This is a genomic window from Streptomyces sp. NPDC008079 (assembly GCF_042957385.1).
In the GTDB taxonomy this organism is placed as follows: Bacteria; Actinomycetota; Actinomycetes; order Streptomycetales; family Streptomycetaceae; genus Actinacidiphila.
Genome location: NZ_JBIBIC010000004.1, coordinates 170,898 through 197,385, shown reverse-complemented (window position 1 = coordinate 197,385; position 26,488 = coordinate 170,898). Strand labels below are relative to the sequence as shown.

General features: G+C 72.9%; 29 protein-coding genes and 1 riboswitch. Of the genes, 15 read left to right on the top strand and 14 right to left on the bottom strand.

Translation table 11 applies throughout. The features are described from left to right. The first annotated feature begins 212 nt into the window (after positions 1–212). Positions 213–2,066 (top strand): CocE/NonD family hydrolase C-terminal non-catalytic domain-containing protein, encoded by a 1,854-nt coding sequence (locus tag ACFZAM_RS12350; protein ID WP_391045162.1) that lies wholly within the window; start codon positions 213–215, stop codon positions 2,064–2,066. A gap of 24 nt (positions 2,067–2,090) precedes the next feature. On the opposite strand, the gene ACFZAM_RS12345 is transcribed toward ACFZAM_RS12350, so the two are convergent. The 4 genes from ACFZAM_RS12345 to ACFZAM_RS12330 form a co-directional block, all read right to left on the bottom strand. After that, entirely contained in the window at positions 2,091–2,984 is an 894-nt protein-coding gene (locus tag ACFZAM_RS12345; RefSeq protein WP_391045160.1) for a GDSL-type esterase/lipase family protein, read from the bottom strand. 75 nt (positions 2,985–3,059) lie between these two features. Then, the gene (locus tag ACFZAM_RS12340) at positions 3,060–4,076 is read right to left on the bottom strand and encodes a hemolysin family protein (protein WP_355341220.1); all 1,017 of its coding nucleotides are present in this window, start codon (positions 4,074–4,076) and stop codon (positions 3,060–3,062) included. Beyond that, the gene (locus ACFZAM_RS12335) at positions 4,073–5,494 is read right to left on the bottom strand and encodes a CNNM domain-containing protein (RefSeq protein WP_391045157.1); all 1,422 of its coding nucleotides are present in this window, start codon (positions 5,492–5,494) and stop codon (positions 4,073–4,075) included. Before ACFZAM_RS12335 ends, ACFZAM_RS12340 begins: the two co-directional genes overlap by 4 nt. A 91-nt stretch (positions 5,495–5,585) precedes the next feature. Then, positions 5,586–6,011, bottom strand: coding sequence for a GNAT family N-acetyltransferase (locus ACFZAM_RS12330; RefSeq protein WP_355341214.1), 426 nt, complete (start codon positions 6,009–6,011; stop codon positions 5,586–5,588). Positions 6,012–6,192: 181 nt separating this feature from the next. Between ACFZAM_RS12330 and ACFZAM_RS12325 the strand changes: the two genes are divergently transcribed. Together ACFZAM_RS12325 and ACFZAM_RS12320 are read left to right on the top strand one after the other, a co-directional pair. Next, entirely contained in the window at positions 6,193–6,432 is a 240-nt protein-coding gene (locus tag ACFZAM_RS12325) for an antitoxin (protein ID WP_355341211.1), read from the top strand. Then, the gene (locus tag ACFZAM_RS12320; RefSeq protein WP_355341208.1) at positions 6,429–6,833 is read left to right on the top strand and encodes a fic family toxin-antitoxin system, toxin component; all 405 of its coding nucleotides are present in this window, start codon (positions 6,429–6,431) and stop codon (positions 6,831–6,833) included. Before ACFZAM_RS12325 ends, ACFZAM_RS12320 begins: the two co-directional genes overlap by 4 nt. Positions 6,834–6,925: 92 nt before the next feature. Here the strand turns inward: ACFZAM_RS12320 and bioD are convergent, their stop codons facing one another. From bioD to bioB, 3 genes are all read right to left on the bottom strand, one after another. Further along, positions 6,926–7,657, bottom strand: a complete 732-nt coding sequence (bioD, locus tag ACFZAM_RS12315) for a dethiobiotin synthase (protein ID WP_355341205.1) — start codon at positions 7,655–7,657, stop codon at positions 6,926–6,928. A 219-nt stretch (positions 7,658–7,876) separates the two neighbouring features. Then, entirely contained in the window at positions 7,877–9,202 is a 1,326-nt protein-coding gene (locus ACFZAM_RS12310) for an adenosylmethionine--8-amino-7-oxononanoate transaminase (RefSeq protein ID WP_391045151.1), read from the bottom strand. Next, positions 9,195–10,436: a biotin synthase BioB gene (bioB, locus tag ACFZAM_RS12305; RefSeq protein ID WP_391045148.1), complete on the bottom strand. Its 1,242-nt coding sequence runs from the start codon at positions 10,434–10,436 to the stop codon at positions 9,195–9,197. Before bioB ends, ACFZAM_RS12310 begins: the two co-directional genes overlap by 8 nt. Before the next feature lie 294 nt (positions 10,437–10,730). On the opposite strand from bioB, the gene ACFZAM_RS12300 reads away from it, so the two are divergent. Next, entirely contained in the window at positions 10,731–11,960 is a 1,230-nt protein-coding gene (locus ACFZAM_RS12300; RefSeq protein ID WP_391045146.1) for an aminotransferase class I/II-fold pyridoxal phosphate-dependent enzyme, read from the top strand. A 46-nt stretch (positions 11,961–12,006) separates the two neighbouring features. Here ACFZAM_RS12300 and ACFZAM_RS12295 read toward each other — a convergent pair whose 3' ends face one another. Together ACFZAM_RS12295 and ACFZAM_RS12290 are read right to left on the bottom strand one after the other, a co-directional pair. Further along, positions 12,007–12,240 carry a DUF397 domain-containing protein gene (locus tag ACFZAM_RS12295; protein ID WP_355341196.1) on the bottom strand — a complete coding sequence of 78 codons (234 nt, stop codon included), beginning with the start codon at positions 12,238–12,240 and terminating at the stop codon, positions 12,007–12,009. Between the two features lie 11 nt (positions 12,241–12,251). Next, entirely contained in the window at positions 12,252–13,121 is an 870-nt protein-coding gene (locus ACFZAM_RS12290; RefSeq protein WP_355341193.1) for a helix-turn-helix transcriptional regulator, read from the bottom strand. Between the two features lie 253 nt (positions 13,122–13,374). Between ACFZAM_RS12290 and ACFZAM_RS12285 the strand changes: the two genes are divergently transcribed. Beyond that, positions 13,375–13,803 (top strand): ATP-binding protein, encoded by a 429-nt coding sequence (locus ACFZAM_RS12285; protein WP_355341190.1) that lies wholly within the window; start codon positions 13,375–13,377, stop codon positions 13,801–13,803. Between the two features lie 14 nt (positions 13,804–13,817). On the opposite strand, the gene ACFZAM_RS12280 is transcribed toward ACFZAM_RS12285, so the two are convergent. Then, on the bottom strand, positions 13,818–14,549 hold the full coding sequence (locus tag ACFZAM_RS12280) for a GNAT family N-acetyltransferase (RefSeq protein WP_391045142.1): 732 nt from the start codon (positions 14,547–14,549) through the stop codon (positions 13,818–13,820). Between the two features lie 97 nt (positions 14,550–14,646). Between ACFZAM_RS12280 and ACFZAM_RS12275 the strand changes: the two genes are divergently transcribed. Continuing rightward, a complete protein-coding gene (locus ACFZAM_RS12275; protein WP_391045140.1) occupies positions 14,647–15,372 on the top strand; it encodes an ADP-ribosyltransferase in 726 nt (241 codons plus the stop codon). 242 nt (positions 15,373–15,614) lie between these two features. Here the strand turns inward: ACFZAM_RS12275 and ACFZAM_RS12270 are convergent, their stop codons facing one another. The 3 genes from ACFZAM_RS12270 to ACFZAM_RS12260 all read right to left on the bottom strand — a co-directional run bounded on the left by ACFZAM_RS12270 (position 15,615) and on the right by ACFZAM_RS12260 (position 17,676). After that, on the bottom strand, positions 15,615–16,088 hold the full coding sequence (locus tag ACFZAM_RS12270) for a C40 family peptidase (protein ID WP_355341181.1): 474 nt from the start codon (positions 16,086–16,088) through the stop codon (positions 15,615–15,617). A gap of 3 nt (positions 16,089–16,091) precedes the next feature. After that, a riboswitch (cyclic di-AMP (ydaO/yuaA leader) is annotated at positions 16,092–16,220 on the bottom strand. Positions 16,221–16,713: 493 nt separating this feature from the next. Further along, entirely contained in the window at positions 16,714–17,034 is a 321-nt protein-coding gene (locus ACFZAM_RS12265) for a hypothetical protein (RefSeq protein ID WP_188285530.1), read from the bottom strand. Between the two features lie 6 nt (positions 17,035–17,040). Beyond that, positions 17,041–17,676 (bottom strand): ATP-dependent Clp protease proteolytic subunit, encoded by a 636-nt coding sequence (locus ACFZAM_RS12260; RefSeq protein ID WP_355341360.1) that lies wholly within the window; start codon positions 17,674–17,676, stop codon positions 17,041–17,043. Between the two features lie 85 nt (positions 17,677–17,761). On the opposite strand from ACFZAM_RS12260, the gene ACFZAM_RS12255 reads away from it, so the two are divergent. From ACFZAM_RS12255 to ACFZAM_RS12220, 8 genes are all read left to right on the top strand, one after another. Further along, the gene (locus ACFZAM_RS12255) at positions 17,762–18,052 is read left to right on the top strand and encodes a type II toxin-antitoxin system Phd/YefM family antitoxin (protein WP_188285531.1); all 291 of its coding nucleotides are present in this window, start codon (positions 17,762–17,764) and stop codon (positions 18,050–18,052) included. 87 nt (positions 18,053–18,139) lie between these two features. After that, the gene (locus ACFZAM_RS12250; protein WP_355341177.1) at positions 18,140–18,442 is read left to right on the top strand and encodes an urease subunit gamma; all 303 of its coding nucleotides are present in this window, start codon (positions 18,140–18,142) and stop codon (positions 18,440–18,442) included. A gap of 14 nt (positions 18,443–18,456) precedes the next feature. After that, entirely contained in the window at positions 18,457–18,768 is a 312-nt protein-coding gene (locus ACFZAM_RS12245; protein WP_355341174.1) for an urease subunit beta, read from the top strand. Continuing rightward, entirely contained in the window at positions 18,761–20,482 is a 1,722-nt protein-coding gene (locus ACFZAM_RS12240; protein WP_391045136.1) for an urease subunit alpha, read from the top strand. The genes ACFZAM_RS12245 and ACFZAM_RS12240 overlap by 8 nt, the downstream gene beginning before the upstream one ends. A gap of 4 nt (positions 20,483–20,486) precedes the next feature. After that, a complete protein-coding gene (locus tag ACFZAM_RS12235) occupies positions 20,487–21,200 on the top strand; it encodes an urease accessory UreF family protein (RefSeq protein WP_355341168.1) in 714 nt (237 codons plus the stop codon). 105 nt (positions 21,201–21,305) lie between these two features. Beyond that, positions 21,306–22,007, top strand: coding sequence for an urease accessory protein UreG (gene ureG, locus ACFZAM_RS12230; protein ID WP_188282479.1), 702 nt, complete (start codon positions 21,306–21,308; stop codon positions 22,005–22,007). Continuing rightward, on the top strand, positions 22,004–22,831 hold the full coding sequence (locus ACFZAM_RS12225) for an urease accessory protein UreD (RefSeq protein ID WP_391045132.1): 828 nt from the start codon (positions 22,004–22,006) through the stop codon (positions 22,829–22,831). Before ureG ends, ACFZAM_RS12225 begins: the two co-directional genes overlap by 4 nt. 270 nt (positions 22,832–23,101) lie before the next feature. Further along, positions 23,102–24,703 (top strand): alpha/beta hydrolase, encoded by a 1,602-nt coding sequence (locus tag ACFZAM_RS12220; protein ID WP_355341159.1) that lies wholly within the window; start codon positions 23,102–23,104, stop codon positions 24,701–24,703. Between the two features lie 120 nt (positions 24,704–24,823). Here the strand turns inward: ACFZAM_RS12220 and ACFZAM_RS12215 are convergent, their stop codons facing one another. Further along, complete coding sequence (locus tag ACFZAM_RS12215; RefSeq protein WP_391045129.1) at positions 24,824–25,678, bottom strand: TIGR02452 family protein; 855 nt, start codon at positions 25,676–25,678, stop codon at positions 24,824–24,826. 191 nt (positions 25,679–25,869) lie between these two features. On the opposite strand from ACFZAM_RS12215, the gene ACFZAM_RS12210 reads away from it, so the two are divergent. After that, a complete protein-coding gene (locus ACFZAM_RS12210; protein WP_355341153.1) occupies positions 25,870–26,472 on the top strand; it encodes a DUF1707 domain-containing protein in 603 nt (200 codons plus the stop codon). Positions 26,473–26,488 lie beyond the last annotated feature (16 nt).

Below are 26,488 nucleotides of genomic sequence, written 5' to 3'. Positions count from 1 at the left end.
GCGCCGTACCACTGCCGAGTCGACCCGGGTCTGTCGTAGGTCTGCGCCGGGCGTACGCGGCCGCCCGGACGCTTCCGCGCGTCGGTTCGCGCCCTGTCCCCGGTGATCGGCGAGGTCCCACGATCGAGGTGTGGCGATTCGCACGATTTCTGCCACATGTTCTGCTACCCGGTCACCCGGCTGTCCGGGACCGAGACGGAAGGAACACGCTCATGAGCACGTCATCAGGGGACGGACCTCCGCAGGACGAGGTCCGCGCGGTCACCACCGCCCAACTGACCCAGGTCGCCGACAACGGCATCTGGGGCACGGGCGCGAGCGTCAATCCCGACGCGGCCAACCTGGGCGAGGCGCTGGTCGCCGCGTTGCAGGGCAACACCACCCAGAACCTGCTGCCGCGCGACCTGCGCCGGCTCACCGACGACGTGCTGCGGGTCGCCACCGTCGGCTTCCCGTGGATCCGGGCCCAGGACGGGACCCGGCTGGCGGCACACACCATCAGGCTCAACTCCGCGGAACCGCGCCCGCTGGTCATCCTCCCCGCGGGCTGGACCCCGGTCGGCTGGCCGCTGTTCGAGTACGCGCACCTGACCCTGGCCCTCAAGGGCTACCACGTGCTGGCGTACACCCCGCGCGGGATCGGCCTGACCGTGAACATCCCCGGCCACGGGTACGTGGACGGCCCGTTCACCTCGGGCGGCTTCATCGACGTCGGCGGACCCAACGACTGGGCCGACGGGTCCTCGGTGATCGACTACGCGCAGGAGCACTTCGCGCCGAGCAGGATCGGATTCCTGGGCGAGTCCTACGGGTCCGGGATCAGCCAGCTCGTCGCGGCGAACGACGACCGGGTGGACGCGGTCGTGGCGCTGAGCACCTGGGGCAATCTGGCCACCAGCCTCTACCACCACGACACCCGGCACCTCCAGGCCGTGGCCGTCCTGCTCGCCCTGACCGGCGGACCCGTGGAGCGCAAATTCGACGAGGCCACCCAGCAGATCCTGGCGGACTTCCACGCGAATCAGAACATGGACGCGGTCGTGGCGTGGGGCACGGAGCGCGCACCGGAGGCGTACACCGACGCCACCAACGACCGCGGTGTGCCGACCTTCATCTCCAACACCTGGCACGAGGGCCTGTTCCCGGTCAACCAGGTGCTGGCCACCTTCAACCGCCTCACCGTCCCCAAGCGGCTGAACATGTGGATCGGTGACCACGCGGTGCCGGAGGGTCCCGGACTGACCGGACCGCTGGCCGGGCCGACCGGCCCCAACCTCGCGATGGCCGAGGCGTACGCCTGGCTCGACCACCACCTGCGGGGCGAGGCGAACGACGTGCCCGACTGGCCCCAGGTCAACAACCAGATCATGTTCACCTACGAGACCCGGCCGGGCACCGGCACCGGAGACGACACCGTCGTCACCCCGGCGCGGCGCGAACCCCGGCAGACCTGGGGCGACGTCACCGTCTCCACCGAACGCTGGTATCTGGCCAACACCGGGGCCGGGCGCCGGGACGGGTCACTGACCGAGGAGCCCGCGCCCGGCTGGTCGCGCGGGTTCATCGCCGGGCACCTGACCGAGGCCACGGCGGTGGACGGGATCGTGGCGACCGGCAACGCCGAGTGGAACGGCAATCCGAAGACCTACGAGACGGAGAAGTTCGACCGGCAGCACCTGGCGCTGTGGGCCACCGATCCGCTCCCCGCGGGCGCGGACCGGCACGTGGCGCGCCGGATTCGCGGCATCCCCGAGGTCCGGCTGACCGTGCGCAGCTCCGCCGCGTCCACGACCCTGGTCGCGTACCTCTTCGACATCGCCGAGGACCGGACGGCGCGGATCGTCACGCACGAGCCGTACACCCTGTCCGACCTCGTGCCCGGCCAGGACACCACCGTCACCTGGCAGCTCCAGGCCGCCGCCTACGACGTGCCCGTCGGCCACCGGCTGGCCCTGGTCGTCAACAGCAAGGACAAGCTGTACTCCGACGCCGACGTCGAGGGCAGCACGACCACCGTCAGCTCCCCGCCGGGAGAGGAGTCCCACCTGGACCTGCCGCTGGGCTGACGGGCGACCCCGTCGTACGGCGGATCAGTCGTCGTACGACGGACCGGCCGCCCACGGCAGCAGGTCGGGGCGCTTGGCGGGGCGGCCGTCGCCGGAGGAGCGGCCGGTGAGGCGGCGGCCGATCCACGGGACGAGGTGCCGCCGGGTGAAGCGCAGGTCGGCCGTGCGGCGGGCGGTCCAGCCGGGGCGGACCGCCGGGGGGAGACCGACCGTCCAGTCGGACTCGGCGGGATGGCCGAGGGTCTGCCAGACGGCCTCGGCGACGCGCCGGTGGCCGTCCGCCGTGAGGTGGAGCCGGTCGTCGGCCCACATGCGCTGGTCGCCCAGGACCTCGGCGCCGTAGAGGTCGACGACCAGGGCGCCGTGGCGGGCCGCGAGGTCGTCGATGAAGGCGAAGAGCTGTTCCATCCGGGGCAGGAAGCGGGCGGCGACCGGCCCGCGCCGGGCGGGGCTGCGCATCAGGACGAGCTGGCCGCAGGCCGGCGCGAGCCGTTCGACACAGCTTTCCAGGACCGCGCAGACCTCCATCACGTCGCACTTGGGCCGCAGCACGTCGTTGAGGCCGCCGACCAGGGTGATCAGGTCGGCGCCCATCGCGGCGGCCACGTCGACCTGGTCCTCGGAGATCTGCCGGATCAGCTTGCCGCGCACTGCGAGATTCGCGTACCGGAAGCCCGGACCGTCCCCCGGCTCCGGCTGCTGAGCGGTCGCGGTCGCGGTTCCGTCCCCGCCACCGGTGGCGGTGCGGGAAGCGGCGGCGAGGCGGGCGGCGAGCAGGTCCGCCCAGCCCCGGTAGGACCCGTCGGGCAGCAGGTCGGACATGCCCTCGGTGAAGGAGTCGCCGACCGCGACGAAGCTGCTGTACGCGGCCGGCGTCCGCGCGCCCGCCTGTGTGTCTGTCTGTGCGTCATTCTGCATGGCGCCGGAGATCCTATGCGACCGCTCAGGAGCACCGGCAACGAGGTCGGGACCCGTTACCGGTCGCCCGGCCGTTCAGGGGCGTCCGGGACCGACCAGTTCCTTGAGCACGTCCTCCATCGTCACCAGCCCGATGCCGCGCCCCGCGTCGTCCACGACCGCCGCCAGGTGGGCGCTGCCCGCCCGCATCGCGGTGAGGACGTCGTCCAGCGGGGTGGCGGCGCCGACGCGGGTGATGTGCCGCAGGGCGGTGCGCCGGAAGGGCGCGTCCCGCGGATCGGCGTCCAGGGCGTCCTTGACGTGCAGGTAGCCCAGGACCCGGCCGTCGGGGTCGGCGACCGGGAATCGGGAGTAACCGGAGTCGGCGGCGAGCGCTTCCAGGCCCTCGGGCGTGATGCCCAGCGGCGCGCGTACCACCCGCTCGGGCGGCACCACGATCTCGCCGATCGGCCGCCTGCCCAGCTCCAGGGCGTCCCGCAGCCGCTCGGCGGCCCGCTCGTCGAGCAGCCCCGCCGCCCCGGCGTCCACCACCATCCGGGACAGCTCGTCGTCGGAGAAGACGGCCGCCACCTCGGAGCGCGGCTCCACCCGCAGCAGCCGCAGCAGCGTGTTGGCGAACGCGTTGATCGCGAAGATCACCGGCCGCAGCGCCCTGGTCAGCCCCACCAGCGGGGGGCCGAGGACCAGCGCGGACCGCACCGGATCGGCCAGCGCGATGTTCTTCGGCACCATCTCGCCGAACAGCATGTGCAGATACGTGGCCACGGCCAGCGCGATCACGAACGCGATGACGTGGATCGCGCCCTCCGGCACGTGCACGGCGTGGAACACCGGCTCCAGCAGGTGCGCGATGGCGGGCTCGGCGACGATACCGAGCACCAGCGTGCACACGGTGATGCCGAGCTGCGCCGCGGCCAGCAGCGGCGAGAGGTGTTCCAGACCCCACACCACGCTGCGGGCGCGGCGGTCGCCGCTCTCGGCGAGGGTTTCCACCTGGCCGCGGCGTACCGAGATCATGGCGAATTCGGCGCCGACGAAGAACGCGTTCACCACGAGGGTGAGCGCGCCGATGAGCAACTGGACGACGGTCATCGGTCACGTCTCCGCTCGGCCGTGCCCGCGGTGTCGCCGGGCGTGGTGCCCGCCGTGGCGCCGGGCGTGCCGCCCGCCGCCCTGTCCGCGGCGGCGGGGGGCCGGGCCGCCCGCGCGGGGGAGATCAGCCGGGCCCGCGACGCCCGGTGCCCGCTCGCGTCGGTGACCTCGATCCGCCAGCCGTCCAGCTCGAAGGCGTCGCCGCGCGCCGGGATACGGCCGAGGCGCTGGGCCACCAGACCGGCCAGCGTCTCGTACGGCCCGTCGGGGGCGTGCAGCCCGATCCGCTCCAACTGGTCCTCGGTACGGGTCGCGCCGTCCGCGTCGTAGATCCGCCGCCCGTCCGGCGCCTCCCGCAGGAAGAGCAGGTCGGGAAGCTCGTGCGGGTCGTGCTCGTCACGGACCTCGCCGACGACCTCCTCCACGATGTCCTCCATGGTCACCACGCCCGCCGTGCCCCCGTACTCGTCGATCACCACGGCCATCGAGCGCCGTCCGCCCAGCCGGTCGAGCAGCCGGTCGACCGTCAGCGTCTCCGGGACCAGCAGCGGTTCGCGCAGCAGCTCGGTGACCGGCACGCGCGGGCGCCGGTCGGCGGGGACCGCGAGGACGTCCTTGATGTGGGCGGTGCCGATCACCGCGTCCAGGCTGCCGCGGTAGACGGGGAAGCGGGACAGGCCGGTCGCGCGGGTCGCGTTCGCCACGTCCTCGGCGGTGGCCTGCGCTTCGAGCGCGGTGACCTGGACGCGCGGCGTCATCACGTTCTCCGCGGTGAGCTCGGCGAGGTTGAGGGTACGGACGAACAGCTCGGCGGTGTCCGCCTCCAGCACACCCTCCTTGGCGGAGTGCCGGGCCAGCGCGGCCAGCTCCTGCGGGCCGCGCGCCGACGCCAGCTCCTCCGCGGGTTCGAGGCCCATCGCGCGCAGCACCCGGTTCGCGGTGTTGTTGAGGTGGTGGATCAGCGGGTGGAAGGCGGCGGTGAAGGCGCGCTGCGGCGCCGCCACGGCCTTGGCGACCGGCAGCGGAGTGGAGATCGCCCAGTTCTTCGGCACCAGCTCGCCGACCACCATCAGCGCCACCGTGGACAGGGCGGTGCCCAGCACCAGGGCGACGGAGGACGACGCCGAGTCCGGCAGCCCCGCGGCCCGCAGCGGCCCGCGCAGCAGCTCCGCGATCGAGCTCTTGGCGAGCATGCCGATGACCAGCCCCGTCACGGTGATGCCGAGCTGCGCGCCGGAGAGCTGCACGGTCAGTGTGCGGACGGCCGCCAGCGCCGCCGCGGCGCCGCGCTCGCCGTCCCGCGCAGCGCGCTCCAGCTCACCGCGCTCGATCGTGGTCAGGGAGAATTCGGCCGCGACGAAGACGCCGCAGGCGAGGGTGAGCAGTACGGCCACCAACAGCAGAAGTGTTTCAGTCATCCGGTCACCTCGGTCCCATGATCGGCCACGACCGGGCCGACCGCTCGGTATTGGCGGTCCGGGGCCGGCCCGGTCGTCGCTCGGTGAACCGTCATGAGGTGAGCGGTTTGGTCCACCGGCGCCAGCGGGACTCGCGGGTGTACCCGGCCGCTCTCCAGGCGTGCTGCGCCCGCTCGTTGCGTTCGAGCACCATCGCGTCGCCGCGCCTGCCGCCGAGCGCGGTGAAGCGGCGTTCGGCGGCGTCTAGGAGCGCGGTCGCTACGCCCTGACGCCGGGCGTCCGGGTGGACGGCGAGGCGGTAGAGGTGGCAGCGCCAGCCGTCGAAACCGGCGATGACCGTACCGACGAGGTCGCCGTCCCGCTCGGCGAGGAGCAGGGCGCCGGGGTCGCGGGCGATCAGTCGTTCCACTCCCGCCCGGTCGTCGCTGATGCTGGTGCCCTCGGCCGCGACCCGCCAGAAGGCGAGGACGGGCAGGGCGTCGGAGGGGGTGGCGGTCCGAAGGTGAAGATCGCTCATCACCGCAGCCAATCACCGCACCGATTTCCGGGTGGGGAATTCCGGCATGCGAGATGAATGTCGTTCATGCCCTGCCAACGGTCGAAGGCCCCGATCCGTCCCCGGGGGGCGCGGGAGGTTCCCGGCGTTGCCGCGGAAGGCGCCCTTGCCGCTACTAGCGCCACGGCGCTAGCGTGGACGCATGTCGAAGACCCAGTTGAACGTTCGGGTGGACGAAGCCACGGCCGAGACGGCCCGGCAGCGCGCGTCGCAGCGCGGTATCAGTGTGAACCGCTATATCGAGGAACTCGTCCAGCAGGACGAGGGCGAGAACGGCAAGGCATTCGTCGAGGCCGCCGCCGACTTCATGAAGCGTTACGAAGAGGTCTTCGCCGAGGAGTTCGGCACCCGGGCGGCCGCCCGGGGTGAAGGCGCGCGTTGACCCTCCGTATCGACCTCGCATGGCTGCTGATGGTCGCCGAGCACTACACGCCGGGCGACCCGCAGGTGACCGACTGGGGCGCGCTCGTCGCGGCCGTCAGCAGGCACGACGCGGAGATCTTCGGCACGCCCGTCTACACCGACACCCACACCCGCGCCGCCGCCATGCTCCAGTTGCTCGTGCACGTCCCGGCGCTGGAGGAGACGAACGCGCTGTTCGCCTCCGCCGTGGCCTACGCCTACCTCGTCGCCAGCCGCCTCAAGCCCTCCATGACGCCGGAACAGGTACGTGACCTGGCCCGGCTGGTGAAGGACGGCTCGGCGCCACTGGACCGGATAGCCGACGAGCTGCGCACCTGGACGACGGAGGCGGAGCTGGGCCCGGCCGGACAGGTCGGATAGCGGCGCGCTCGCGGTCGCCCGTACGTACGGCTGCGCCCGCTCGCGGTCGCCCGTACGTACGGCTGCGCCCTGTACGGCGATGCCCCGCGCGCCTACGCCTTGTACGGCGCCGGGGCGAAGACCTCCGCGAAGGCGGCCGCGTCCCAGGTGCCGCCGAGCTGCGGGGCCAGCCAGTCGGGGGCGGCGGTGCGGAAGGCGGCGGGGGACAGGGCGCCGGCGGCTTCCGGCAGCGCGCCGAGCAGCGGCGCCTGCGCGACCTCGGGCAGGTCCGCGATGTTGCAGCGCTCGGCCAGCTCCGGCTCGGCGCGCCAGCTTCCGATGATCACACCGATGCAGTCGACCTTGCGGGCGCTGAGCGCTTCGACGGTCAGCGCCGTGCTGTTGAGGGTGCCGAGCCCGGCCGGGGCGACCAGCAGCACACGGGCCCGCAGCAGCGCCGCCGCGTCGGCGAGGGTCGAGCCCTGCTCGTCGTAGCGGACCAGCAGCCCGCCCGCGCCCTCGACCAGCACGACGTCGTGCACCGCGGACAGTTTGGCCGCCGCCTCGGCGATGTCCTCGGGGCCCACCGGCCGCAGTCCGGCGCGGCGGGCCGCCGTCGCGGGCGCCAACGGCTCGGGGTAGCGGGCCAGTTCGGCCGCCGTCACCGGACCCGCGAGCCTGGCCACCTCCGCGGCGTCCCCCTGCTCGCCGTCCGCCACGCCCGTCTGGGCGGGCTTGAGCACGGCCACGCTCAGCCCCTGCGCGAGCGACGCGGCGGCCACGGCGGCGGTGGCCACCGTCTTGCCGACCTCGGTACCCGTTCCGGTGATGACCACGATGGCCATGGTGTCGCTCCGTTCCTCGTTGCCGTGCCATGTCATGTCGCCGTACGCTCCGGGCGCCGCGCGTGTGCCCGGAGCGTACGGTCCCGGCGCGCCTCGTACCCGTGCCGGGACCGCTCATTCCGCCCAATTGGTGACGAGCGCGGTCAGCTCGTACGACGTATGCCGTACGGCGCGCGGTATGTCGGATGCCGTGCGTCTGCCGCCCGGGACGCGGCCCGGTCAGCCCGCGACGGCCGCGTCCCGTACCGCCGCGCAGATCCGCGCCACGTCGTCGTCGCCCGTCACATAGGGCGGCATCGTGTAGACGAGGTCGCGGAAGGGCCGCAGCCACACCCCGGCGCGCACCGCGGCGGCGGTGGCCGCCGCCATGTCGACCGGGTGGTCGAGCTGGACGACGCCGATCGCGCCGAGCACCCGCACATCGCGGACACCGGGCAGCGCGGCGACCCCGTCCAGGCCCTCGCGCAGCCCGGACTCGATGCGCTTGACCTCCAACGCCCAGTCGTGGTCGAGCAGCAGGTCGACGGAGGCGCAGGCGACGGCGGCGGCCAGCGGATTGCCCATGAAGGTCGGGCCGTGCGCCAGCACCGGCACCTCGCCGCGCGAGATGCCCTCGGCGACCTCGCCTGTGCACAGCGCCGCCGCCATCGTGAGATAGCCGCCGGTCAACGCCTTGCCGACGCACATCACATCGGGGCAGACCCCGGCGTGCTCGGCCGCGAAGAGCGTGCCGGTGCGGCCGAAACCGGTGGCGATCTCGTCGAAGACCAGCAGGACGTCGTGTTCGTCGCACGCCTCCCGCAGCACCCGCAGGTACTCGGGGGAGTGGAAGGACATGCCGCCCGCGCCCTGCACCACCGGCTCGACGATGACGGCGGCCAGCTCGTCGGCGTGCCGTCCGATCAACTCCCGCAGATGCGCGGTGTACACGGCGTCGGGCGCCGCGTCGAAGCCGGGCGGCGGGGCGTCGGCGAAGATCTGCCGGGGCAGCACGCCCGACCACAGCTCGTGCATGCCGCCGTCCGGATCGCACACCGACATCGGCTGCCAGGTGTCCCCGTGGTAGCCGCCGCGCCAGGTCAGCAGCCGCTGCTTGTCCGGCCTGCCCAGCGAACGCCAGTACTGGAGGCACATCTTGATCGCGACCTCGACCGACACGGAACCCGAGTCGGCGAGGAAGACATGCCGCAGCGGCTCCGGCGTGATCTCCACCAGCTTGGCCGCGAGACGTACGGCGGGCTCGTGCGTGAGCCCGCCGAACATCACATGACTCATCCGGTCGAGCTGGGCGTGCGCCGCGTCGTCCAGCACGGGGTGCCGGTAGCCGTGGATCGCCGACCACCACGACGACATGCCGTCGACCAGTTCGGTACGGCCCTCGGCGGGCGCCGCGAGCCGCAGCCGTACGCCGGAGGCGGACGCGACGACAAGCGGCTCCTGACGGCCGGGCATCGGGCCGTACGGATGCCAGACGTGCTCCCGGTCCAGCGCCAGCAGCGTGTCCGGGTCGAGCGGCGCGTCGGGCGAGGGGCAGGGCTCAGGCATTGGGCGGCAGGTCCGTCCCCGCGCCGCGTCGCCGTACCGCCACCAGATCGGGGCGCGGGCCCTCGGCGCGTACCGGTTCCGTCCGCACCGTCTCGGTCCGCACGGGCGCCGCGCTCGCGGCGGGTGCCGCGTCCTCGTCGTGGCCGCAGGGGCCGCAGCCGCCTTCGTGCGAGCCGCACACGGAGCCGGAAGCGTGGGAACCGCAGCCGGTCGCCGCCTCCGCGACGTCGGCGCGGTGCGCGGGCAGCGTGGACGTCCCCGCGCCCTCCACCTCGAAGCCCGCGTCGGCGATCATGTCGAGGTCGGCCTGGCCCGCCTGGCCCTCGCTGGTCAGATAGTCGCCCAGGAAGATCGAGTTGACCAGGTGCAGGGCGAGCGGCTGCATCGTGCGCAGGTGCACCTCACGGCCGCCCGCGAGCCGTACCTCGACGTCCGGGCAGACGAACCGCGTCATCGCCAGGATGCGCAGGCAGCGCTGCGGGGTGAGATTCCACTCCTTGGCCAGCGGCGTGCCCTCGAACGGGATCAAGAAGTTCACCGGCACCGAGTCCGGGTCGAGCGCGCGCAGCGAGAACACCACGTCCACCAGGTCCGCGTCGCTCTCGCCCATGCCCGCGATCAGCCCCGAGCACGCGGACAGCCCGGCGGCCTGCGCCTGCCGCACGGTGTCCACGCGGTCGGCGTAGGTGTGCGTCGTGGTGATGTCGCCGTAGGTGTTCTCGGAGGTGTTGAGGTTGTGGTTGTACGCGTCCGCGCCCGCCGTCCGCAGCCGCTCGGCCTGGCCGCCGGAGAGCAGGCCGAGGCAGGCGCACACCTCGACGTCCTCGTTCTGGTCCTTGATGGCCGCGATGGTCGCCGAGACCCGGTCCACGTCGCGGTCGGTGGGACCGCGCCCGCTCGCCACCAGGCACACCCGCTTGGCGCCGCCCGCCACCCCGGCGCGCGCCGCCGCGGCGGCCTCGTCGGGCTTGAGCCAGGTGTACTTGAGGATCTCGGCCTTCGAGCCGAGCCGCTGCGAACAGTACGAGCAGTCCTCGGGGCACAGCCCGGACTTGAGGTTGACCAGGTAGTTCAGCTTGACCCGGCGTCCGAACCACTGGCGGCGCACCTTGCCCGCGGCGGCCACCACGTCGAGCAGTTCGTCGTCGGAGGTCGCGAGGACGGCAAGCGCCTCGTCCCTGGTGGGCAGCTCGCGCCGCAGCCCCTTGTCCACGAGAGTGGTCAGCAGATCCATAGGGGCGATCCTCGCGCACGACGGCACCCGCGGCCAATGGCGGACCGCACAACTCGGGTGGCTACTGGTGTGTGCATCACCACACCCTGTGCATGTGTGCGGGCCAGTACGTTGCTGATGGCGTCCGTGTGAGGGGGCGCGCGGCCCGACCAGAAGTGCCGCTGAACCGAAGTGCCACTGAAACGCTGAGCCGAAGAACCGCTGAGCCGAAAAGCCGCCGATCCGCCCGACCGGCTCGCGCACCGATCCGCCCGATCCACCCGATCCATCGACCCGCCGACCCCAGGGACACCCGTGAAGAGCACCGACCCCGCCGACCCGCACGCCTCCGCCGGGAGCGGCACCGCCGATCCGTCAGGTCCCTTCGGCTGGATCGCGGAACAGGACCGGATCAGGCGCGAGGCCGGGCTCCGGCGGGAGTTGCGCCCCCGCCCGGCGGACTGGGAACTGCTCGACCTCGCGGGCAACGACTACCTCGGCCTGACCCGGCACCCCGAGGTCACGCAGGCGGGCGCCGACGCCTGCCTGCGCTGGGGCGCGGGCGCCACCGGTTCCCGGCTGGTCACCGGCAGCACCGCGCTGCACGCGGAACTCGAAGCGGAGATCGCCGACTTCACCGGCTTCGAGGCGGCCCTGGTCCTCGCCTCCGGCTACGCCGCCAACCTCGCCGCCGTCACCGCGCTGACCGGCCCCGACACCCTGCTGGTCTCCGATGCCGCCAACCACGCCTCACTGATCGACGGCTGCCGCCTGTCGCGCGCCACCACCGAAGTGGTGCCGCACGCCGACCCCGAGGCCGTACGCAAGGCGCTCGGCGCGCGGGCCCGGCGGGACGCCGACGCGTCCCGGTCCGGGGGAGCGTCCTCCGTCGTCGTCAGCGACTCGGTGTTCTCGGTGGACGGCGACGCGGCGCCGCTGCCCGCGCTCGCCGCGGCCTGCCGCGAGTACGGCGCCGCGCTGCTCGTCGACGACGCGCACGGCTTCGGCGTGCTGGGCGAGGGCGGGCGCGGCGCGCTCGCGGCGGCCGGACTCGCCGGGGCCCCCGACGTGGTGAGCACGGCGACGCTGTCGAAGGCGTTCGGCGCGCAGGGCGGTGTGGTGCTCGGCCCCGCGGCCGTCATCGAGCACCTGGTCAACGCCGCCCGCACCTTCATCTTCGACACCGGTCTCGCCCCGGCCGCGGCGGGCGCCGCCCTCGGCGCGCTGCGGCTGCTGCGGCGCGAGCCGGAGCGCGCCGACCGCGCGTTGCACGTGGCCCGCGCCTTCCACCGGATGCTGACCGCCGCGGAGTTGGACGCGACGGCGCCCGACGCCTGTGTGGTGTCGGTGCGCGCGCCCTCGCCCGAGGCGGCCGTCGAGTGGGCGGCCCGGTGCCGGGCCGCGGGTCTGGCCGTCGGCTGCTTCCGGCCGCCGTCCGTCCCCGACGGAGTGTCCCGGCTGCGGCTGACCGCGCGCTGCGACCTGACGGACGCGCAGGTCGCGGGCGCGGTGGACGTCATCGTCCGTACGGCGCCGCGCGGTTGAGGGCGCGGCCCGCCGCCGTCCGTCCGCCGCAGGAACCGACCCGGTCCTACGCGGGGCCGAGGTCGTCCCGGCGCAGCGCCCCGACGAAGTGCGACCAGGCACCCGGTGGGAAGAGCAGCGCGGGCCCCTCCTGGTCCTTGGAATCGCGGACGGCGAGCAGCCCCGAGGCCAGTCTCGCGGTCTCCACGCAGTTGTTCGCGGCGGTGCTGTGACTGCTCCTCCGCCATGTCACGCCGGAAATCGACGCGCTCGAGGAAACGTACCCGGACTGTGCCGCCATGGTGGCCTCCTTTATGCGCCTGCGAATCGCGACATCTCCCCGGCGATCTTACTGATCAACGCGACGGACTCGTCGCGAGGAAGGGCAATGTTGCTCAATCGGGTGAAAGCGGCGCCGTAAGCGGTGATGTCTTCTTTTCGATCGACGTAGAGACTACTCGTCAAATGATCGATAACAACCACGTCGAGATCAGCGATGCGCGGAAATGAGAAGATAACGAACGAACCCGTAACTCCTATGTGGCCTCCGGCACCGAAGGGCAGCACCTGGAGCCGGATCTGCGGCAGCGCGGCGGCGCGTTCCAGTGACCGCAACTGATCGGACATGACCGCGGGGCCGCCGACCACGCGGCGCAGCACGGCCTCGTCCAGCACGGCCCACAGTTCCAGCGGCTCGTCCTGGCGCAGCACCGCCTGCCGGGCGATCCGCACGTCGACCAGTGCGCCGGCCTCGCTCCGGGTCAGATGCGGCATGACGTCGCGGGTGAGCGCCCGGGCGTAGGCGGGGGTCTGGAGCAGGCCGGGCACCACGCTGTTCTCCATCGAGCGGGCCCGGCTGGCACCCGCCTCCAGGCTGATGAAGTCGCGGTACTCCACGGGCAGTACGTCGCGGAAGTCCTGCCACCAGCCGCGCTGTCTGCCCTGACCTGCCAGCGTGCCCAGCAGGTCGCGCAGATCGCGGTCGCGCACCTCGTAGACGTCGAGCAGCACGTCGACGTCCTCGGCGCTGACGCTGCTGCGGCCGGTCTCGATACGGCTGACTTTCGACTGGTGCCAGCCGGCCGCCTCGGCGACCTGCTCGCTGGTCATTCCGGACAGGTCGCGGAGTCGGCGCAGTTCGCCGCCGAGCTTGCGTCGTCGTACGGCGGGGACCCGTTCCATGGCCTCTCGCACCTCCTGAAGTGAGGGATGCCGGTAGTCGGGCAGTCATTACGACAGTGTGCCGACCAAATGCGTATCCACGTAGCAGAGTTCACCGATTTGAGCGACAGATATATGCATTGCGCGGTGGACCGTCCGAAACGGCGGCACGATTAGTGGCAGTCTGGCGCGAACCAGCCACTTCCGGGCGTGGCCCGGAGAGCCCGCGCCGATACCCCGGTCCGCGGTGGGATGGGAAAGGAACGATGTCGCCATGGCAGATCTGCAGGAAGCTTCCGTCACTCTGCCGAGCGACCCTGCCTCGGTACCGGCGGCCCGGCGCTATGTCTGCGCCCGACTCGCCGAATGGGGACTGCCGTCGGACGCCCCCTCGGTCGACGCCGTGCGCCTGATCGTCTCCGAGCTGGCCACCAACGCGGTGCTGCACACCTCGGGAATGTCGCCGACCTTCACCGTGGACGTGCGTCTCGAACGGCAGGAGCAGTTGCTGATCGGCGTGACCGACAGCCACCCGCGCTGGCCCCAGCGGCTGCCCGCGGCGGTCCAGCAGGACAACGGGCGCGGGATGGTGATCATTCGGCATCTGGCGGCGGAGTCCGGCGGCAGGCTGCGGATCACGCCGACCGACGAGGGCGGCAAGACGGTCTGGATCACGATCCCCTGGGCGGTCCCGGTGGCCTGAGCGACGGGCGCTGTTCACGGGCGCGTCGGCGGCACCAGCAGCGCCTCTGCTCCGACCGGTGCGAAACCGGCGGCGAGGAAGGCCCGCACGCTCGCCGCGTTGCCCGGGGCGATCTGGGCCCACAACGCCGCGCCGTCCGGGACGAGATGACGGGCCGCGAGGGCGAGAAGGCGGCCGAGGCCCTTGCCGCGGGCGTCCGGGTCCACCTCGACGGCGGTCTCCCAACGGCCCGCCACACCGCGGCCGATGAGGACGGTGCCGCCGGGCGCGGTCCAGGCCCGCACGTCGTCGCGGTGCTGGAGCGCCCGCACGATCCGCGGATGGGAGCGGTCGGTGGTCTCGGTGAGGGGGAGCGGGGGCGGGCCCGGCAGCGGGGCGGCCAGGGCCAGCAGGTCGAGGTTGTTGACCACACGGCCGGTGCGGGCGCAAAGAGCGGTCAGGAAAGGCGGGTTGAGCGGAGCGGACAGGTCGTCGGGCGGGAGCAGGGCGCGGAGACCGGCACCGGTGTCTTCGGACGCCGGGCATTCGGCCGTACCCGCCGTACCCGCCGTCCCCGACGCGTCGGCGATGTCGGCGAAGACCACGGTGTGGGCGGTGAAGGCGATGACTCCGGCGTCGCGGGCCGACGGCTGGGCGACGAAGGTGACGGTGCCGTCGGCGGGCGGGAAGTCGCCTCGCGCGGCGGCGTCCAGCAGGGACCGCAGGGAGGGCCCGGCGCGGTGCGCCGCGGTGGTCGGCGAGCTCATCCGACCATCCTCTCAGCCGTCCCGTACGCGGCCGGACGCGCCTACGATCGGGTGACATGCGGCCGATCGCGGGGCCGGTCCCGCGAGTCTGTGCGTCATGATCAAGAACCGAGTCCGGTCGCTTCTCACGACCGGCGCGCTGACCCTGACCGCCGTACTCGCCGCGCAGACCGCGGCCACGTCGGAAACCGCGTCGGCCGTCGCCTCCGGACCCCTGTCCCCCGCGGCGCCCACCGCCCTGTCCGCGCCCTCCACGTCCCTCGTGCCCCGTCCCGCCCCCGCGGGCGACGACGGCTGGTGCCCGGTGGTCCACGACCCGCTGTTCGCCGCCGCCGACCGCAGCGTCGACGTCGAGCGCATCACCCCCGAGCCGTCCTACCGGCGCACGTGCGGGGAGCTGTTCCGCTCGGACGGCCGCGCCCCCGCCGTGGTCTTCCAGGAGGGCTTCCAGCCCAAGGCCGCGCAGGACGGGCAGTACGACCTCGCGGCGTACGTGCTGAAGAACCAGCCGTCGCCGTTCGTGAGCACCAGCTACGACCACGACCTCTACAAGCAGTGGAAGCCCGGCTTCAACTACTACGTGGACGCGCCCGGCGGCATCGACGTCAACGCCACGATCGGTGACACCCACAAGTGGGCCGACCAGCACGAGGTCGCCTTCCCCGGCGGCCTCGCCCGGCGCTTCATCGTCGGCGCCTGTCCCGTCGACAAGGCGACCAAGGACGAGGACCTGGCCGGCTGCGTACGCAACCCGTACTACGTGCCGTGGCGCGGGATTCCGGCGCCGCGTCCGCTCGCGCCGGTGCTGCTCCCGGCGGGCTGACCGTCCCTGATCCGGCCGGGGGAGCCGTACCCCCGGCCGGACCGGCTGTCCACGCCGCTGAAGGGGGTGCGGCGGGTCGCCCCCGTCGCACCCGAGCCGCCGGCCCGCACTGTCCTACGGCTCCGGGCCGCTGTTCGGGCCGGACGACGGCCGGGCCGCGCGGCGGCGAGTGCCCACCGCTCCACGGACCGTATACGCCGTACGGGCGCGATACGCGGCGCGGCCGGAATCGGCCGTCCGGGTCACGCCACCCGCCCGTACCAGACGGCGCTGGTCCAGATCCTTTCCAGCCGGACCCTGGCGCCGGTCTTGGGGGCGTGCCAGATCCGGCCGCTCCCGGCGTAGATCCCGACGTGGTAAATGGACCGGCCGGTGTGGAAGAACACCAGGTCACCGACGCGGCGGGCCCCCGACGAGATGTGCCGGGTGCTGTTGTACTGGGCGGCGGCGGTACGCGGCAGCTTCTTGCCCGCGCGCTTGAACGAGTACAGCGTCAGCCCCGAGCAGTCGAAGCGGTTCGGGCCGGTGGCGCCCCACTGGTAGGGCGAGCCCTTCTTCGACGCCGCCACGTTCAGGGCCTTCACGCCCATCGTCGCGGCCTCGGCCTGCTGGGCGGTGCCCGGCAGCAGCGCGGGCAGTGCGACCGCTGTGGCGGTGAGCACGGAGGCCGTCCCGAGCCGGGACAGCCGTCCGGAGATGCACTTGAGCGCGAACATGCGCAACCCTTCGTCATCAGCCTCCGAAGGATGACCTGTCGGGTTCGGGCTGGCGAAGATGCCCGGCCGCGTGGTGCGGCTTCACCCCAAGGGACGGCTCCGGCGCTGTGCCGTGACCGACCCGTCGTACCTGGGTCCTCCGCTCCCGCCGGTGCACTCATGTCGACCTGACGTCCACGCGGCGGCGGGACTGGGCGTCCGCGTGGACCGCCCCGCCACGGCGGCGGGGGCTTGTCGTCACTACGGATGGTGACGCACAGAACCGGCCACAGCCGGGCGGGAAACGCGCGGTGTGAGTCAGGTCACGACTCACCTATTCGGGTGGACACCGGGGCGAATCGCCCGGTCCACGCCTCCGGTCGCATCATCTGACCTGCGGATATGTGACGGACGATGGGCGGTTTTGGCCGGTGCGCGCAATTCGGCCGGAGATCATGAAGTGGCGGTGGATACGCCGATGGGATGAGCCCCTTTGGTGCAGTGCCGACGGTTTCGAGCGCGCAGAGTGACCGCGCTCACACCTGGCCTGTGTCGGCGTGCCGCGCGAGCTCTCCGTCGGCGGACCGCACGAGGCTCACACCAACGGGCCGCACGGACCGCACGGGCCGCGCTGTCCGCACCAGCCTCACGCGGGCGGCGGCCCCGCGGCCGGATCGGGCGCCAGCGCCACCAGCCCCGACCGCCGCTCGCCGTCCAGCACCCGCAGGGCGCGGGCCAGTGTGGCGTGGTGCAGTTCGGTCTCGCCCCGCATGTGCATCACGGTCAGCGCGTCGCGCAGCGCGGTCGCCCGGCCCACCAGCGCCTGGGCGGCCCGCAGGGCGCTGTAGGTGTCGGCGGTGCGGGACGGATTGATCCGGCCGAGCAGATCGACGACCTCCAGGTAGGAGTCGATCAGCTCACCCTCGGAGCGGGTGAGCGCCGGAAGCGGCGGCAGTTCCGGGACCACCGCGGGTCACCGCAGGCCGTACGCGGGGCCGTTGGTCTTGCGGCTGGTGGTCAGCTTGTCCACCAGCCCGTAGGCGACGGCCTCTTCGCCGTCGAGGACCTTGTCCCGCTCGATGTCGGTACGGATCCGCTCGATGTCCTGGCCAGTGTGCCGGGCCAGCAGCGTCTCCAACTGCTCGCGGGTGCGCAGCAGTTCGTTGGCCTGGATCTCCAGGTCCGAGATGGGCCCCTGGACCACCTCGCCGAGCGACGGCTGGTGGATCAGCACCCGCGCGCCCGGAGTGATCATGCGCTTGCCCGGCGCGCCCGCCGCCAGCAGCACGGCCGCGGCCGAGGCGGCCTGCCCGATGCAGACCGTCGCCACGTCGCAGGTGACGAACTGCATCGTGTCGTAGATGGCGGTCATCGCCGAGAACGAGCCGCCGGGCGAGTTGATGTAGAGGTTGATGTCCTGCTCGGGGGCGGCGTTCTCCAGGTGGATGAGCTGGGCCATCACGTCGTTCGCCGAGGTGTCGTCGACCTGGGTGCCCAGGAAGATGATCCGCTCCTGGAGCAGCTTGGAGTACGGGTCCATCGTGCGGACGCCGTTGCTGCTGCGTTCGGTGAACTCGGGCAGGACGTAGCGGGCGGTGGGACGGAACACGGCGTGCACCTCCGGGCGGATCTGGGCGCAGGAACTGGCCACTGGTCAAAATGTACAGGACGTACATCTCGTTATGATGGGGAGCATGACCCATGACGTCCCGGTGACACAAGCGCGTGCCGAGCTCGCGGAACTGATCAACCGCGTGGTCTACGGCGGCGAACAGGTGGTGCTGACCCGCCACGGCAAGCCCCTCGTCGCCCTGGTGTCCGCCGCTGACCTGCAACGACTGCGTGATCTCGACGAGCAGGCCGAGGAGCAGGTGATCAGTACGGTCTCCGCCGTCGGCTCCCGTACGTCCGCCACGGGCGAACGCCGACGGTTCGGCATCGCGGCCGAGCACCGGGGTCACCAGACCGGCGACCGCCGTCCGTAACAGCGACCGCCGCCCGTAACAGGGGTTAACGCAGTCGAAACCGCGTCGAACTAATCTCGCGGGTTCTGACGACTGTGAGGTGTGGCTGTGCAGTTGACCCCCCACGAGCAGGAACGCCTGCTCATCCATGTCGCCGCGGACGTGGCGGCCAAGCGGCGCGCCCGCGGGCTGCGGCTCAACCACCCCGAGGCGGTCGCGCTCATCACCGCGCATCTGCTCGAAGGGGCCCGCGACGGCCGCGGCGTCTCGGAACTGATGGAGTCCGGGCGCACCGTGCTGACCCGCGCCGACGTCATGGACGGCATCCCCGAGATGATCCACGACGTGCAGGTCGAGGCCACGTTCCCCGACGGCACCAAGCTCGTCACCGTCCACCAGCCGATCGTCTGACGGGCAGGAGCGCCATGATCCCCGGAGAGATCCTCAGCGCGGACGCGCCCGTGCCGCTCAACGCGGGCCGTCCGGTGACCCGCCTCACCGTTCTCAACGCGGCCGACCGGCCCGTCCAGGTCGGCTCGCACTACCACTTCGCCGAGGCCAACCCCGGTCTGGAGTTCGACCGCGCCGCCGCCCGCGGACTGCGGCTGAACATCGCCGCGGGCACCGCCGTACGCTTCGAGCCCGGCATCCCCGCCGAGGTCGAACTCGTGCCGATCGCCGGACAGCGCGTCGTGGCCGGGCTGCGCGGCGAGACCGCGGGGGCGCTCGATGGCTGACCTCTCGCGGGCCGTATACGCCGACCTCTACGGCCCCACCACCGGGGACCGGGTCCGGCTGGCCGACACCGACCTGCTGATCGAGGTCGAACGCGACCTGGCGGGCGGGCCGGGACTCGCGGGCGACGAAGCCGTCTTCGGCGGCGGCAAGGTGATCCGCGAATCGATGGGCCAGGCGCGGACCAGCCGGGCGGAGGGCGCGCCCGACACCGTCATCACCGGCGCCGTCGTCCTCGACCACTGGGGCGTGGTCAAGGCGGACATCGGCATCCGCGACGGCCGGATCACCGCGCTGGGCAAGGCGGGCAACCCCGAGACGATGGACGGCGTCCACCCCGACCTCGTCATCGGCCCCGAGACCGAGATCATCGCGGGCAACGGCAAGATCCTCACCGCCGGCACCATCGACGCGCACGTCCACTTCATCTCGCCGACGCTGCTGCCGCAGGCCCTGTCGGCGGGCGTCACCACCGTCATCGGCGGCGGCACGGGACCGGCCGAGGGCACCAAGGCGACCACCGTCACGCCCGGCGGCTGGCACCTGGCGCGGATGTTCGCGGGCCTGGAGGCGTACCCGGTCAACGTGGGGCTGCTCGGCAAGGGCAACACCGTCAACCAGCGGTCCATGCACGACCAACTGCGCGCCGGAGCCGTCGGGTTCAAGATCCACGAGGACTGGGGCGCCACCCCCGCCGCCATCGACGCCTGCCTGACGGTCTGTGAGCGGACCGGCGCCCAACTGGCCATCCACACCGACACGTTGAACGAGGCCGGATTCGTCGAGGACACCCTGGCCGCCATCGCGGGCCGCGGTATTCACGCCTACCACACCGAAGGCGCGGGCGGCGGGCACGCGCCCGACATCATCACCGTGGTCTCGCAGCCGCACGTGCTGCCGTCCTCGACCAACCCGACCCGGCCGCACACCGTCAACACCGTCGAGGAGCACCTCGACATGCTGATGGTCTGCCACCACCTCAACCCGTCGGTCCCCGAGGACCTCGCCTTCGCCGAGTCCCGGATCCGCCCGTCGACCATCGCCGCCGAGGACGTCCTGCACGACCTCGGCGCGATCAGCATCATCAGCTCCGACTCACAGGCCATGGGCCGGATCGGCGAAGTCGCCCTGCGCACCTGGCAGACCGCGCACGTGATGAAGCGACGGCGCGGCGCGCTCCCCGGCGACGGCGCGGCCGACAACCACCGCGCCCGCCGCTATGTCGCCAAATACACCATCAACCCTGCGGTCGCGCAGGGCCTCGACCACGAGATCGGCTCCGTCGAGGCCGGGAAGCTCGCCGACCTGGTGCTGTGGGAACCGGCGTTCTTCGGGGTCAAGCCGCAACTCGTCATCAAGGGCGGGCAGATCGCCTACGCCCAGATGGGCGACGCCAACGCGTCCATCCCCACCCCCCAACCCGTGCTTCCCCGGCCGATGTTCGGCGCGGTCGGCGCCGCGCCCGCCGCCAACTCCGTCAACTTCGTCAACGAGGCGGCGCTGGAGGACGGCCTGCCCGAACGCCTCGGCCTCGGCAAGGAGTTCGTGCCGATCCGCAGTACACGCGCCCTGACCAAGGCCGACATGCGGGAGAACGACGCGCTGCCGAGAGTCGAGGTCGAACCCGACACGTTCACCGTACGGATCGACGGCGAGGTCGTGGAGCCCGCGCCAGCGCCGGAACTGCCCATGGCCCAGCGGTACTTCCTCTTCTGAGACCATGACCCCGACGACACCGCCCCCTACGACCACGACACCCGCCGCGCGCGCCGCCCTGCTGCTGCTCGCCGACGGCCGCTTCCCGGCCGGCGGCCACGCGCACTCCGGCGGCGCGGAGGCCGCGGTCGCCGACGGCCGGGTGCGGGACGCGGCGACCCTGGCGGACTTCTGCCGGGGCCGTCTGCACACCACTGGACTGGTCGCCGCCGCACTGGCCGCGGCGGCGACCTTCGGCCTCGACCCGCTCGTCCTCGACGCGGCGGCCGACGCCCGCACCCCCTCGCCCGCCCTGCGCACCACCTCCCGCAAGCTCGGCCGCCAGCTCCTGCGCGCCGCCCGCGCCGCCTGGCCCGCACCCGCGCTCGACCAGCTCGCCGCCGCCCGCCCGCGCGGCGCCCACCAGCCCGTCGTCCTCGGCGTCACCGCCCGCGCCGCCGGCCTGCTCCCGCAGGACGCGGCACACGTCGCCGCCTACGAGTCCGTCAGCGGACCCGCGACCGCCGCCGTACGGCTGCTGAGCCTCGACCCCTTCCACGCCGCGGCCGTACTCGCCCGGCTGGCACCGTGCGTCGACGAGGCGGCCGCCGCTGCGGCGCTCGCCGCCGAACGCGCCCTCGCCGAAGGCCCGGACGTGCTGCCCGCCGCGTCCGCGCCGCTGCTCGACCTTGCCGCGCAGGACCACGCCGCCTGGCCCGTACGCCTCTTCGCCTCCTGACCCGCCTCCCGATCCGCCTTCCGATCCGCAGCCTGATCCGCCTCTCGATCCGCAGCCTCATCCGCCGCCCGGTTCCGAACGCCGTCCGCACCAACGGAGTTGACCATGCATCTCGACCACCCCGAGACCTTCCCCGAGCGGTACGCGCACTCCTCGCCCGCCGTCCGCGCCGACGGCAGGCGGCGCGCGCTGCGGATCGGGCTCGGCGGCCCGGTCGGGTCCGGCAAGACCGCGACCGTCGCGGCGCTGTGCCGCAGACTGCGCGACGACCTGTCGATCGCCGTGGTCACCAATGACATCTACACGCGCGAGGACGCCGAATTCCTGCTGCGCAACGCGGTGCTGCCCGCCGAACGGATCGCCGCCGTGGAGACCGGCGCGTGCCCGCACACCGCGATCCGGGACGACATCTCCGCGAATCTCGAAGCCGTCGAGGACCTGGAGGACGCGGTCGGCCCGCTCGACCTCATCCTCGTCGAGTCCGGCGGCGACAATCTGACCGCCACTTTCTCCAAGGGACTGGTGGACGCGCAGATCTTCGTCATCGACGTGGCGGGCGGCGACGACATCCCCCGCAAGGGCGGCCCCGGCGTCACCACCGCCGACCTCCTCGTGATCAACAAGACCGACCTCGCCCCCTACGTCGGAGCCGACCTCACCCGCATGTCCCGCGACGCCGCCGCCCAGCGCGGCGACCTGCCCGTCGTCCTCACCTCCGTCGCCGCCCCCGACGGCGTCGCCCCGGTCGCCGCCTGGGTGGGCGACCGCCTGGCCGCCTGGGCCGCCGTCCCCGCGACGACGGCGTGAACGACGTGGCGGTCCGCGACACCGCGCGCGGCGTCGTCGCCACGGCGCGGATCGTCGCCGCCCCCGACGGGCACGGCGGTACGGCGCTGCCCGTGCTGGCCGGTGACGGACCGCTGGCGCTGCGGCGCAGCCGGGTCGTCGGCGGCGCCGACGGCGAAGGGGCCGGGGTGATGGTGGTCGGCGCGATGAGCGCGCCGCTCGGCGGCGACCGGCTGCGGATCGAGGCGGAGGTGGGGCAGGGCGCACGGCTCGCGGTGGGGTCCGCCGCGGCCACGGTGTCCCTGCCGGGGCGGGACGGCGGGCGGGCGACGTACGACGTGCGGCTGACCGTACGGGCCGGTGGCGCGCTGCGCTGGCTGCCCGAGCCGGTGATCGCCGCCCACCGCAGCGACCTGCGGATGACCACCCGCGTGGACCTCGGCCCCGGCGCGCGCCTCCTGCTGCGGGACGAACAGATCCTCGGCCGCCACGCGGAACCCCCCGGCCACCTCAGCACCCGGCTGACCGCCCACCTCGACGGCCGCCCGCTCCTGGACCAGGAACTCCGCTTCGGCCCCGGCGCCCCCACCGGCTGGGACGGCCCGGCCGTCCTCGGCCGCTACCGGGCAGTCGGCCAACTCCTGCTGATCGAACCCGGCTTCGCCGACCTCCCGGCCGTCGCCCGCACGCTGCTCGCCGACCCCGCCGAAGGCCGGGCGGCCGTCACCCCGCTCGCGGGCCCCGCCGCGTTGATCACCGCGGTGGCCGCGGACGGCCTGCGCCTGCGCCGTCTGCTGGACGCCGGTCTGGCGGCCGTCCGGGCCGCGAGCGCCCCGGCCGACTAGAGCCTGTCCGGCGGATCACGAACGGCCCCTTCGGCGCCTGGCACGCCCGGCCGTCGCGTTGCCCGGAGCGCGACCAGCGCAGGCCCGGGGGAACGGCCGTCACGCGTGCGGCGGCAGCCACCTCACGCCCAACTCGTCCGCAGAATCACACTTTGATGAAGAATCACCCGCCTGGCCTGTTCACAGGCGACTCACAGGGGAAAGGATTCGCTCCGCAGCAACTGTGACCACCGTGGCCACAAGCCACGGACCAGGAGGGGAGTTTCCGCCTTGAGACGCACGATCGTGCTCGTCTCCACCGGCGCCCTGATCGCGGGCGCCATCGCAGCCGCCCCGGCGGCCACCGCACAGTCGCACGACCAGCCGTCGAGATCGGCGCGGTCCGTCACCGTACCCGAGTCCGTCGGCGTGGTGATCGCCGCCGCGAACGCCGCCCGCAAGGGCATCGACTGGGCTGCCTGCCCGGCGAGTTGGAACATTCCATCGCCGATCACCTGCGGCTATGTGACCGTGCCCGTCGACTACGGCAAGCCGTTCGGCGCGACCGTCAAGCTGGCCGTGGACCGGGCGGGCAACACCGGTACCCCGGCCGAACGGCAAGGCGCGCTGATCTACAACCCGGGCGGTCCCGGCGGCTCGGGACTGCGCTTCCCGGTCCGGGTCACCACCTCCTCCGCGCTGTGGGTCAAGACGGCGAAGGCGTACGACTTCGTGGGCTTCGACCCGCGCGGCGTCGGCCACTCCGCCCCGATCTCCTGCGAGGACCCGCAGGAGTACGTGAAAGCCCCCAAGGCCGACCCGGTGCCGGACAGCGAGGCCGACAAGCTCGCACAGCGCAAGCTCGCCGCCGAGTACGCCGACGGCTGCCTGGAGCGCACCGGCGCGCGGACGCTCTCCCAGATGACCACGCAGAACACCGCCCGCGACCTGGACGTCATCCGCGCCGCGCTGCACGAGAAGAAGCTCAACTACCTGGGCGTCTCCTACGGCACGTACCTCGGCGCGGTCTACGCGACGCTCTTCCCGACGCACGTGCGCCGGTTGATCGTGGACAGCGTCGTCAACCCGGCGCAGGACCAGATCTGGTACCGGAACAACCTGGACCAGGACGTGGCCTTCCAGGGCCGCTGGGACGACTGGGAGGCGTGGGTCGCGACGTACGACTCCGTCTACCACCTCGGCGACACGCCCGCGAAGGTCGAACAGAAGTGGCTCGCGCTGCGCGCCGCCGCCAAGAGCCACCCGATCGGCGGCGTCGTCGGGCCGAACGAACTCCTCGGCTTCTTCCAGAACGCGCCCTACTACGACTCGACGTGGGCCACGGTCGCGGGCGTCTGGAGCCGCTACGAGGCGGGTGACACCCAGGCGCTGCTCGACGCGGCGGCGCCCGACCTGTCCGACACCGCGGGCAACATCTCGGCCGAGAACAGCAACGCCGTGTACACCGCGGTGGAGTGCACCGACGCCAAGTGGCCCACGAATTGGCGCACATGGGACCGGGACAACACCGCGCTGCACGCCAAGTACCCCTTCCTGACGTGGGAGAACGCCTGGCTGAACCTGCCGTGCGCCACCTGGGGCGTCAAGCAGCAGCGCCCGGTGGACGTCCGCTCGCACCACGGGCTGCCCGCCGTGCTGATCGTGCAGAGCACCAGGGACGCGGCGACCCCCTACACCGGGGCCCTCGAACTCCACCGCCGCCTGGCGGGCTCCCGCTTGATCACCGAGAAGGACGCGGGCTCGCACGGCGTCACCAACCTGGTGAACCCGTGCATCAACTCCCGTGTCGAGAGCTATCTGTTGACGGGCACGGTCGACGCCCACGACGTGGTGTGCGGACCCCACGCCGCACCCGTACCCGCCGCGTCCTAGGGCGAGGAACCGGCGAGACCGCGTACGGGCGGTCCACCCACCTTCACGGTGCGGTGGGCCGCCCGGCGCGCATCCGCGTGACGGCCGCGCCGCCACGGGGCGACGACGACCGCGGTACGGCTACGGCCGCTTCGCGGCGGTGTCGGTGAAGGCGGCGGCGAAGGCCGCACGGGTGGGGGAGTCAGCGCGCCGGTCCAGGACCGCGAAGACGGCCTGGTCGAAGGCGCCCACGAAGCGGCCGTCGCCGGTCAGCAGCCGGGCGAAGGCGGCGGCCACCCGCGCCGGGTCGTTCATGAAGACCCCGCAGCCCCAGGCGCCCAGCACCAGTCGCCGGTAGCCGTGTACGGCGGCCACCTCCAGGACCCGCTCGGCGCGCGCGTCGAGGGCCGCTCCGACGAGGGGCACGCGCTCGGGCGTCGTGCGCGCGATGACCCCGGCGTTCGGCGCGGGCGAGGTGAGGAAGCCGACGGTGTACGGCACGTCGAGCAGCGTGCCGCTGTCGTCGCGGAAGACCGGCACGGCGGGGGAGTGGATGACGCGGTCGCTGTAGAAGACATCGGTGTCCGCCCGGTGGTGGGCGTAGAACTCGGGCGCGCGCAGCAGACAGGTGTAGAGCGCGGAGGAACGGCACAGCGCCTCCTCCTGCGCCTGCGCTCCCTTGACGTAACCGCCGCCGGGATTGCGTGCGGAGGCGAAGTTGAGCACGGCCACCGCGCCGCCCGCGGCGTCTGCCGCGACCAGCCTGGCCGCCGCCTCCATGCTGCTCTCCGGCGTCACCTCGCAGCGCACGGGCCCGTCGCCCCACGCTCCCTCGCCGGGGACCGCGACCGGCGCGGGACCGTACATCCGGGTCCCGTCGGCCGCCGCCGCGACGGCCTCGCCGAGCGGGACGTACCGTCCGGCCGGGGAGTCGTACCCGCCCTCCGCCGCGATCCGCTGATTCTCCGTGGCGATGTTCCGCAGACGAGCACTCATGCCCAGGACGGTAGGGCGTGTACGGGCTCCGGCGCGAGTGAATTCGGGCGGTCGCGGCGGCCGTCGGGCCGATCCGTACGGCTGATCCCGGACGTCGTACGGCTTCGTCCGGCCTTCCGGCCGGCTTCTTGCGGGCGGCGGTGGACGCGATATATCGTGAGTCGCGTTCCGTTTCCCTGGGAGGTAGTGCCGTGTCCGAGCTGTCCCCGAAGGCGCGTTCCGGCGAGCCGAGGATGCGGGCGTCCGACGACGAGCGCGACCGTACGGCGGCGCTGCTGGCGGAGGCCTTCGCCGCGGGCCGGCTGACCGCCGAGGAGCATGCCGAGCGGATGGAGGCGGCCTACGCCGCCAGGACCCGCGGCGACTTGGCGCCGCTCACCGCCGACCTGCCCGCCCCCGCGCCCGGCGCCCCGCTCGCCTCGCCCGCCGACAACGAGGCGGTGCGGGCGCTGTTCAGCAAGGTCCGCCGCTCGGGCCAGTGGCCGGTGCCGCCGCACACCGTCGTACGGGCCAGCTTCGGCGCCGTCGTGATCGACCTGCGGCAGGCGGTGTTCACCCGCCGCGAGGTGGTCATCCAGGCCGACTCCTTCTTCGGCAAGGTCGAGGTCATCGTCCCCGACCACGCGCAGGTCTACGACGTCGGCACGGCGCTGTTCGGCAAGCGCTCCCAGCACGGCCGCCGCAGCGACAAGAGCGGCGTGGACGGACCGGTCGTACGGATCACCGGACGCTCCGTCTTCGGCCACGTCCGGGTGATGCGCCGCTTCAAGTGGCCCTGGCGGGACGGCCGCTGACGCCGCGGCGCCGACC

Excerpts from the sequence above, each read along its gene's own strand:
- ACFZAM_RS12245 (WP_355341174.1), top strand. The coding sequence starts at position 18,457 with ATGATCCCCGGAGAGATCCTCAGCGCGGACGCGCCCGTGCCGCTCAAC.
- ACFZAM_RS12270 (WP_355341181.1), bottom strand. The coding sequence starts at position 16,088 with ATGTTCGCGCTCAAGTGCATCTCCGGACGGCTGTCCCGGCTCGGGACG.
- ACFZAM_RS12235 (WP_355341168.1), top strand. The coding sequence starts at position 20,487 with ATGACCCCGACGACACCGCCCCCTACGACCACGACACCCGCCGCGCGC.
- ACFZAM_RS12340 (WP_355341220.1), bottom strand. The coding sequence starts at position 4,076 with ATGACCGTCGTCCAGTTGCTCATCGGCGCGCTCACCCTCGTGGTGAAC.
- bioB (WP_391045148.1), bottom strand. The coding sequence starts at position 10,436 with ATGGATCTGCTGACCACTCTCGTGGACAAGGGGCTGCGGCGCGAGCTG.
- ACFZAM_RS12345 (WP_391045160.1), bottom strand. The coding sequence starts at position 2,984 with ATGCAGAATGACGCACAGACAGACACACAGGCGGGCGCGCGGACGCCG.
- ACFZAM_RS12255 (WP_188285531.1), top strand. The coding sequence starts at position 17,762 with ATGACCCATGACGTCCCGGTGACACAAGCGCGTGCCGAGCTCGCGGAA.
- ACFZAM_RS12290 (WP_355341193.1), bottom strand. The coding sequence starts at position 13,121 with ATGGAACGGGTCCCCGCCGTACGACGACGCAAGCTCGGCGGCGAACTG.
- ACFZAM_RS12275 (WP_391045140.1), top strand. The coding sequence starts at position 14,647 with ATGATCAAGAACCGAGTCCGGTCGCTTCTCACGACCGGCGCGCTGACC.
- ACFZAM_RS12285 (WP_355341190.1), top strand. The coding sequence starts at position 13,375 with ATGGCAGATCTGCAGGAAGCTTCCGTCACTCTGCCGAGCGACCCTGCC.
- ACFZAM_RS12310 (WP_391045151.1), bottom strand. The coding sequence starts at position 9,202 with ATGCCTGAGCCCTGCCCCTCGCCCGACGCGCCGCTCGACCCGGACACG.
- ACFZAM_RS12215 (WP_391045129.1), bottom strand. The coding sequence starts at position 25,678 with ATGAGTGCTCGTCTGCGGAACATCGCCACGGAGAATCAGCGGATCGCG.
- ACFZAM_RS12295 (WP_355341196.1), bottom strand. The coding sequence starts at position 12,240 with ATGGCGGCACAGTCCGGGTACGTTTCCTCGAGCGCGTCGATTTCCGGC.
- ACFZAM_RS12280 (WP_391045142.1), bottom strand. The coding sequence starts at position 14,549 with ATGAGCTCGCCGACCACCGCGGCGCACCGCGCCGGGCCCTCCCTGCGG.
- ACFZAM_RS12330 (WP_355341214.1), bottom strand. The coding sequence starts at position 6,011 with ATGAGCGATCTTCACCTTCGGACCGCCACCCCCTCCGACGCCCTGCCC.
- bioD (WP_355341205.1), bottom strand. The coding sequence starts at position 7,657 with ATGGCCATCGTGGTCATCACCGGAACGGGTACCGAGGTCGGCAAGACG.
- ureG (WP_188282479.1), top strand. The coding sequence starts at position 21,306 with ATGCATCTCGACCACCCCGAGACCTTCCCCGAGCGGTACGCGCACTCC.
- ACFZAM_RS12350 (WP_391045162.1), top strand. The coding sequence starts at position 213 with ATGAGCACGTCATCAGGGGACGGACCTCCGCAGGACGAGGTCCGCGCG.
- ACFZAM_RS12335 (WP_391045157.1), bottom strand. The coding sequence starts at position 5,494 with ATGACTGAAACACTTCTGCTGTTGGTGGCCGTACTGCTCACCCTCGCC.
- ACFZAM_RS12240 (WP_391045136.1), top strand. The coding sequence starts at position 18,761 with ATGGCTGACCTCTCGCGGGCCGTATACGCCGACCTCTACGGCCCCACC.
- ACFZAM_RS12325 (WP_355341211.1), top strand. The coding sequence starts at position 6,193 with ATGTCGAAGACCCAGTTGAACGTTCGGGTGGACGAAGCCACGGCCGAG.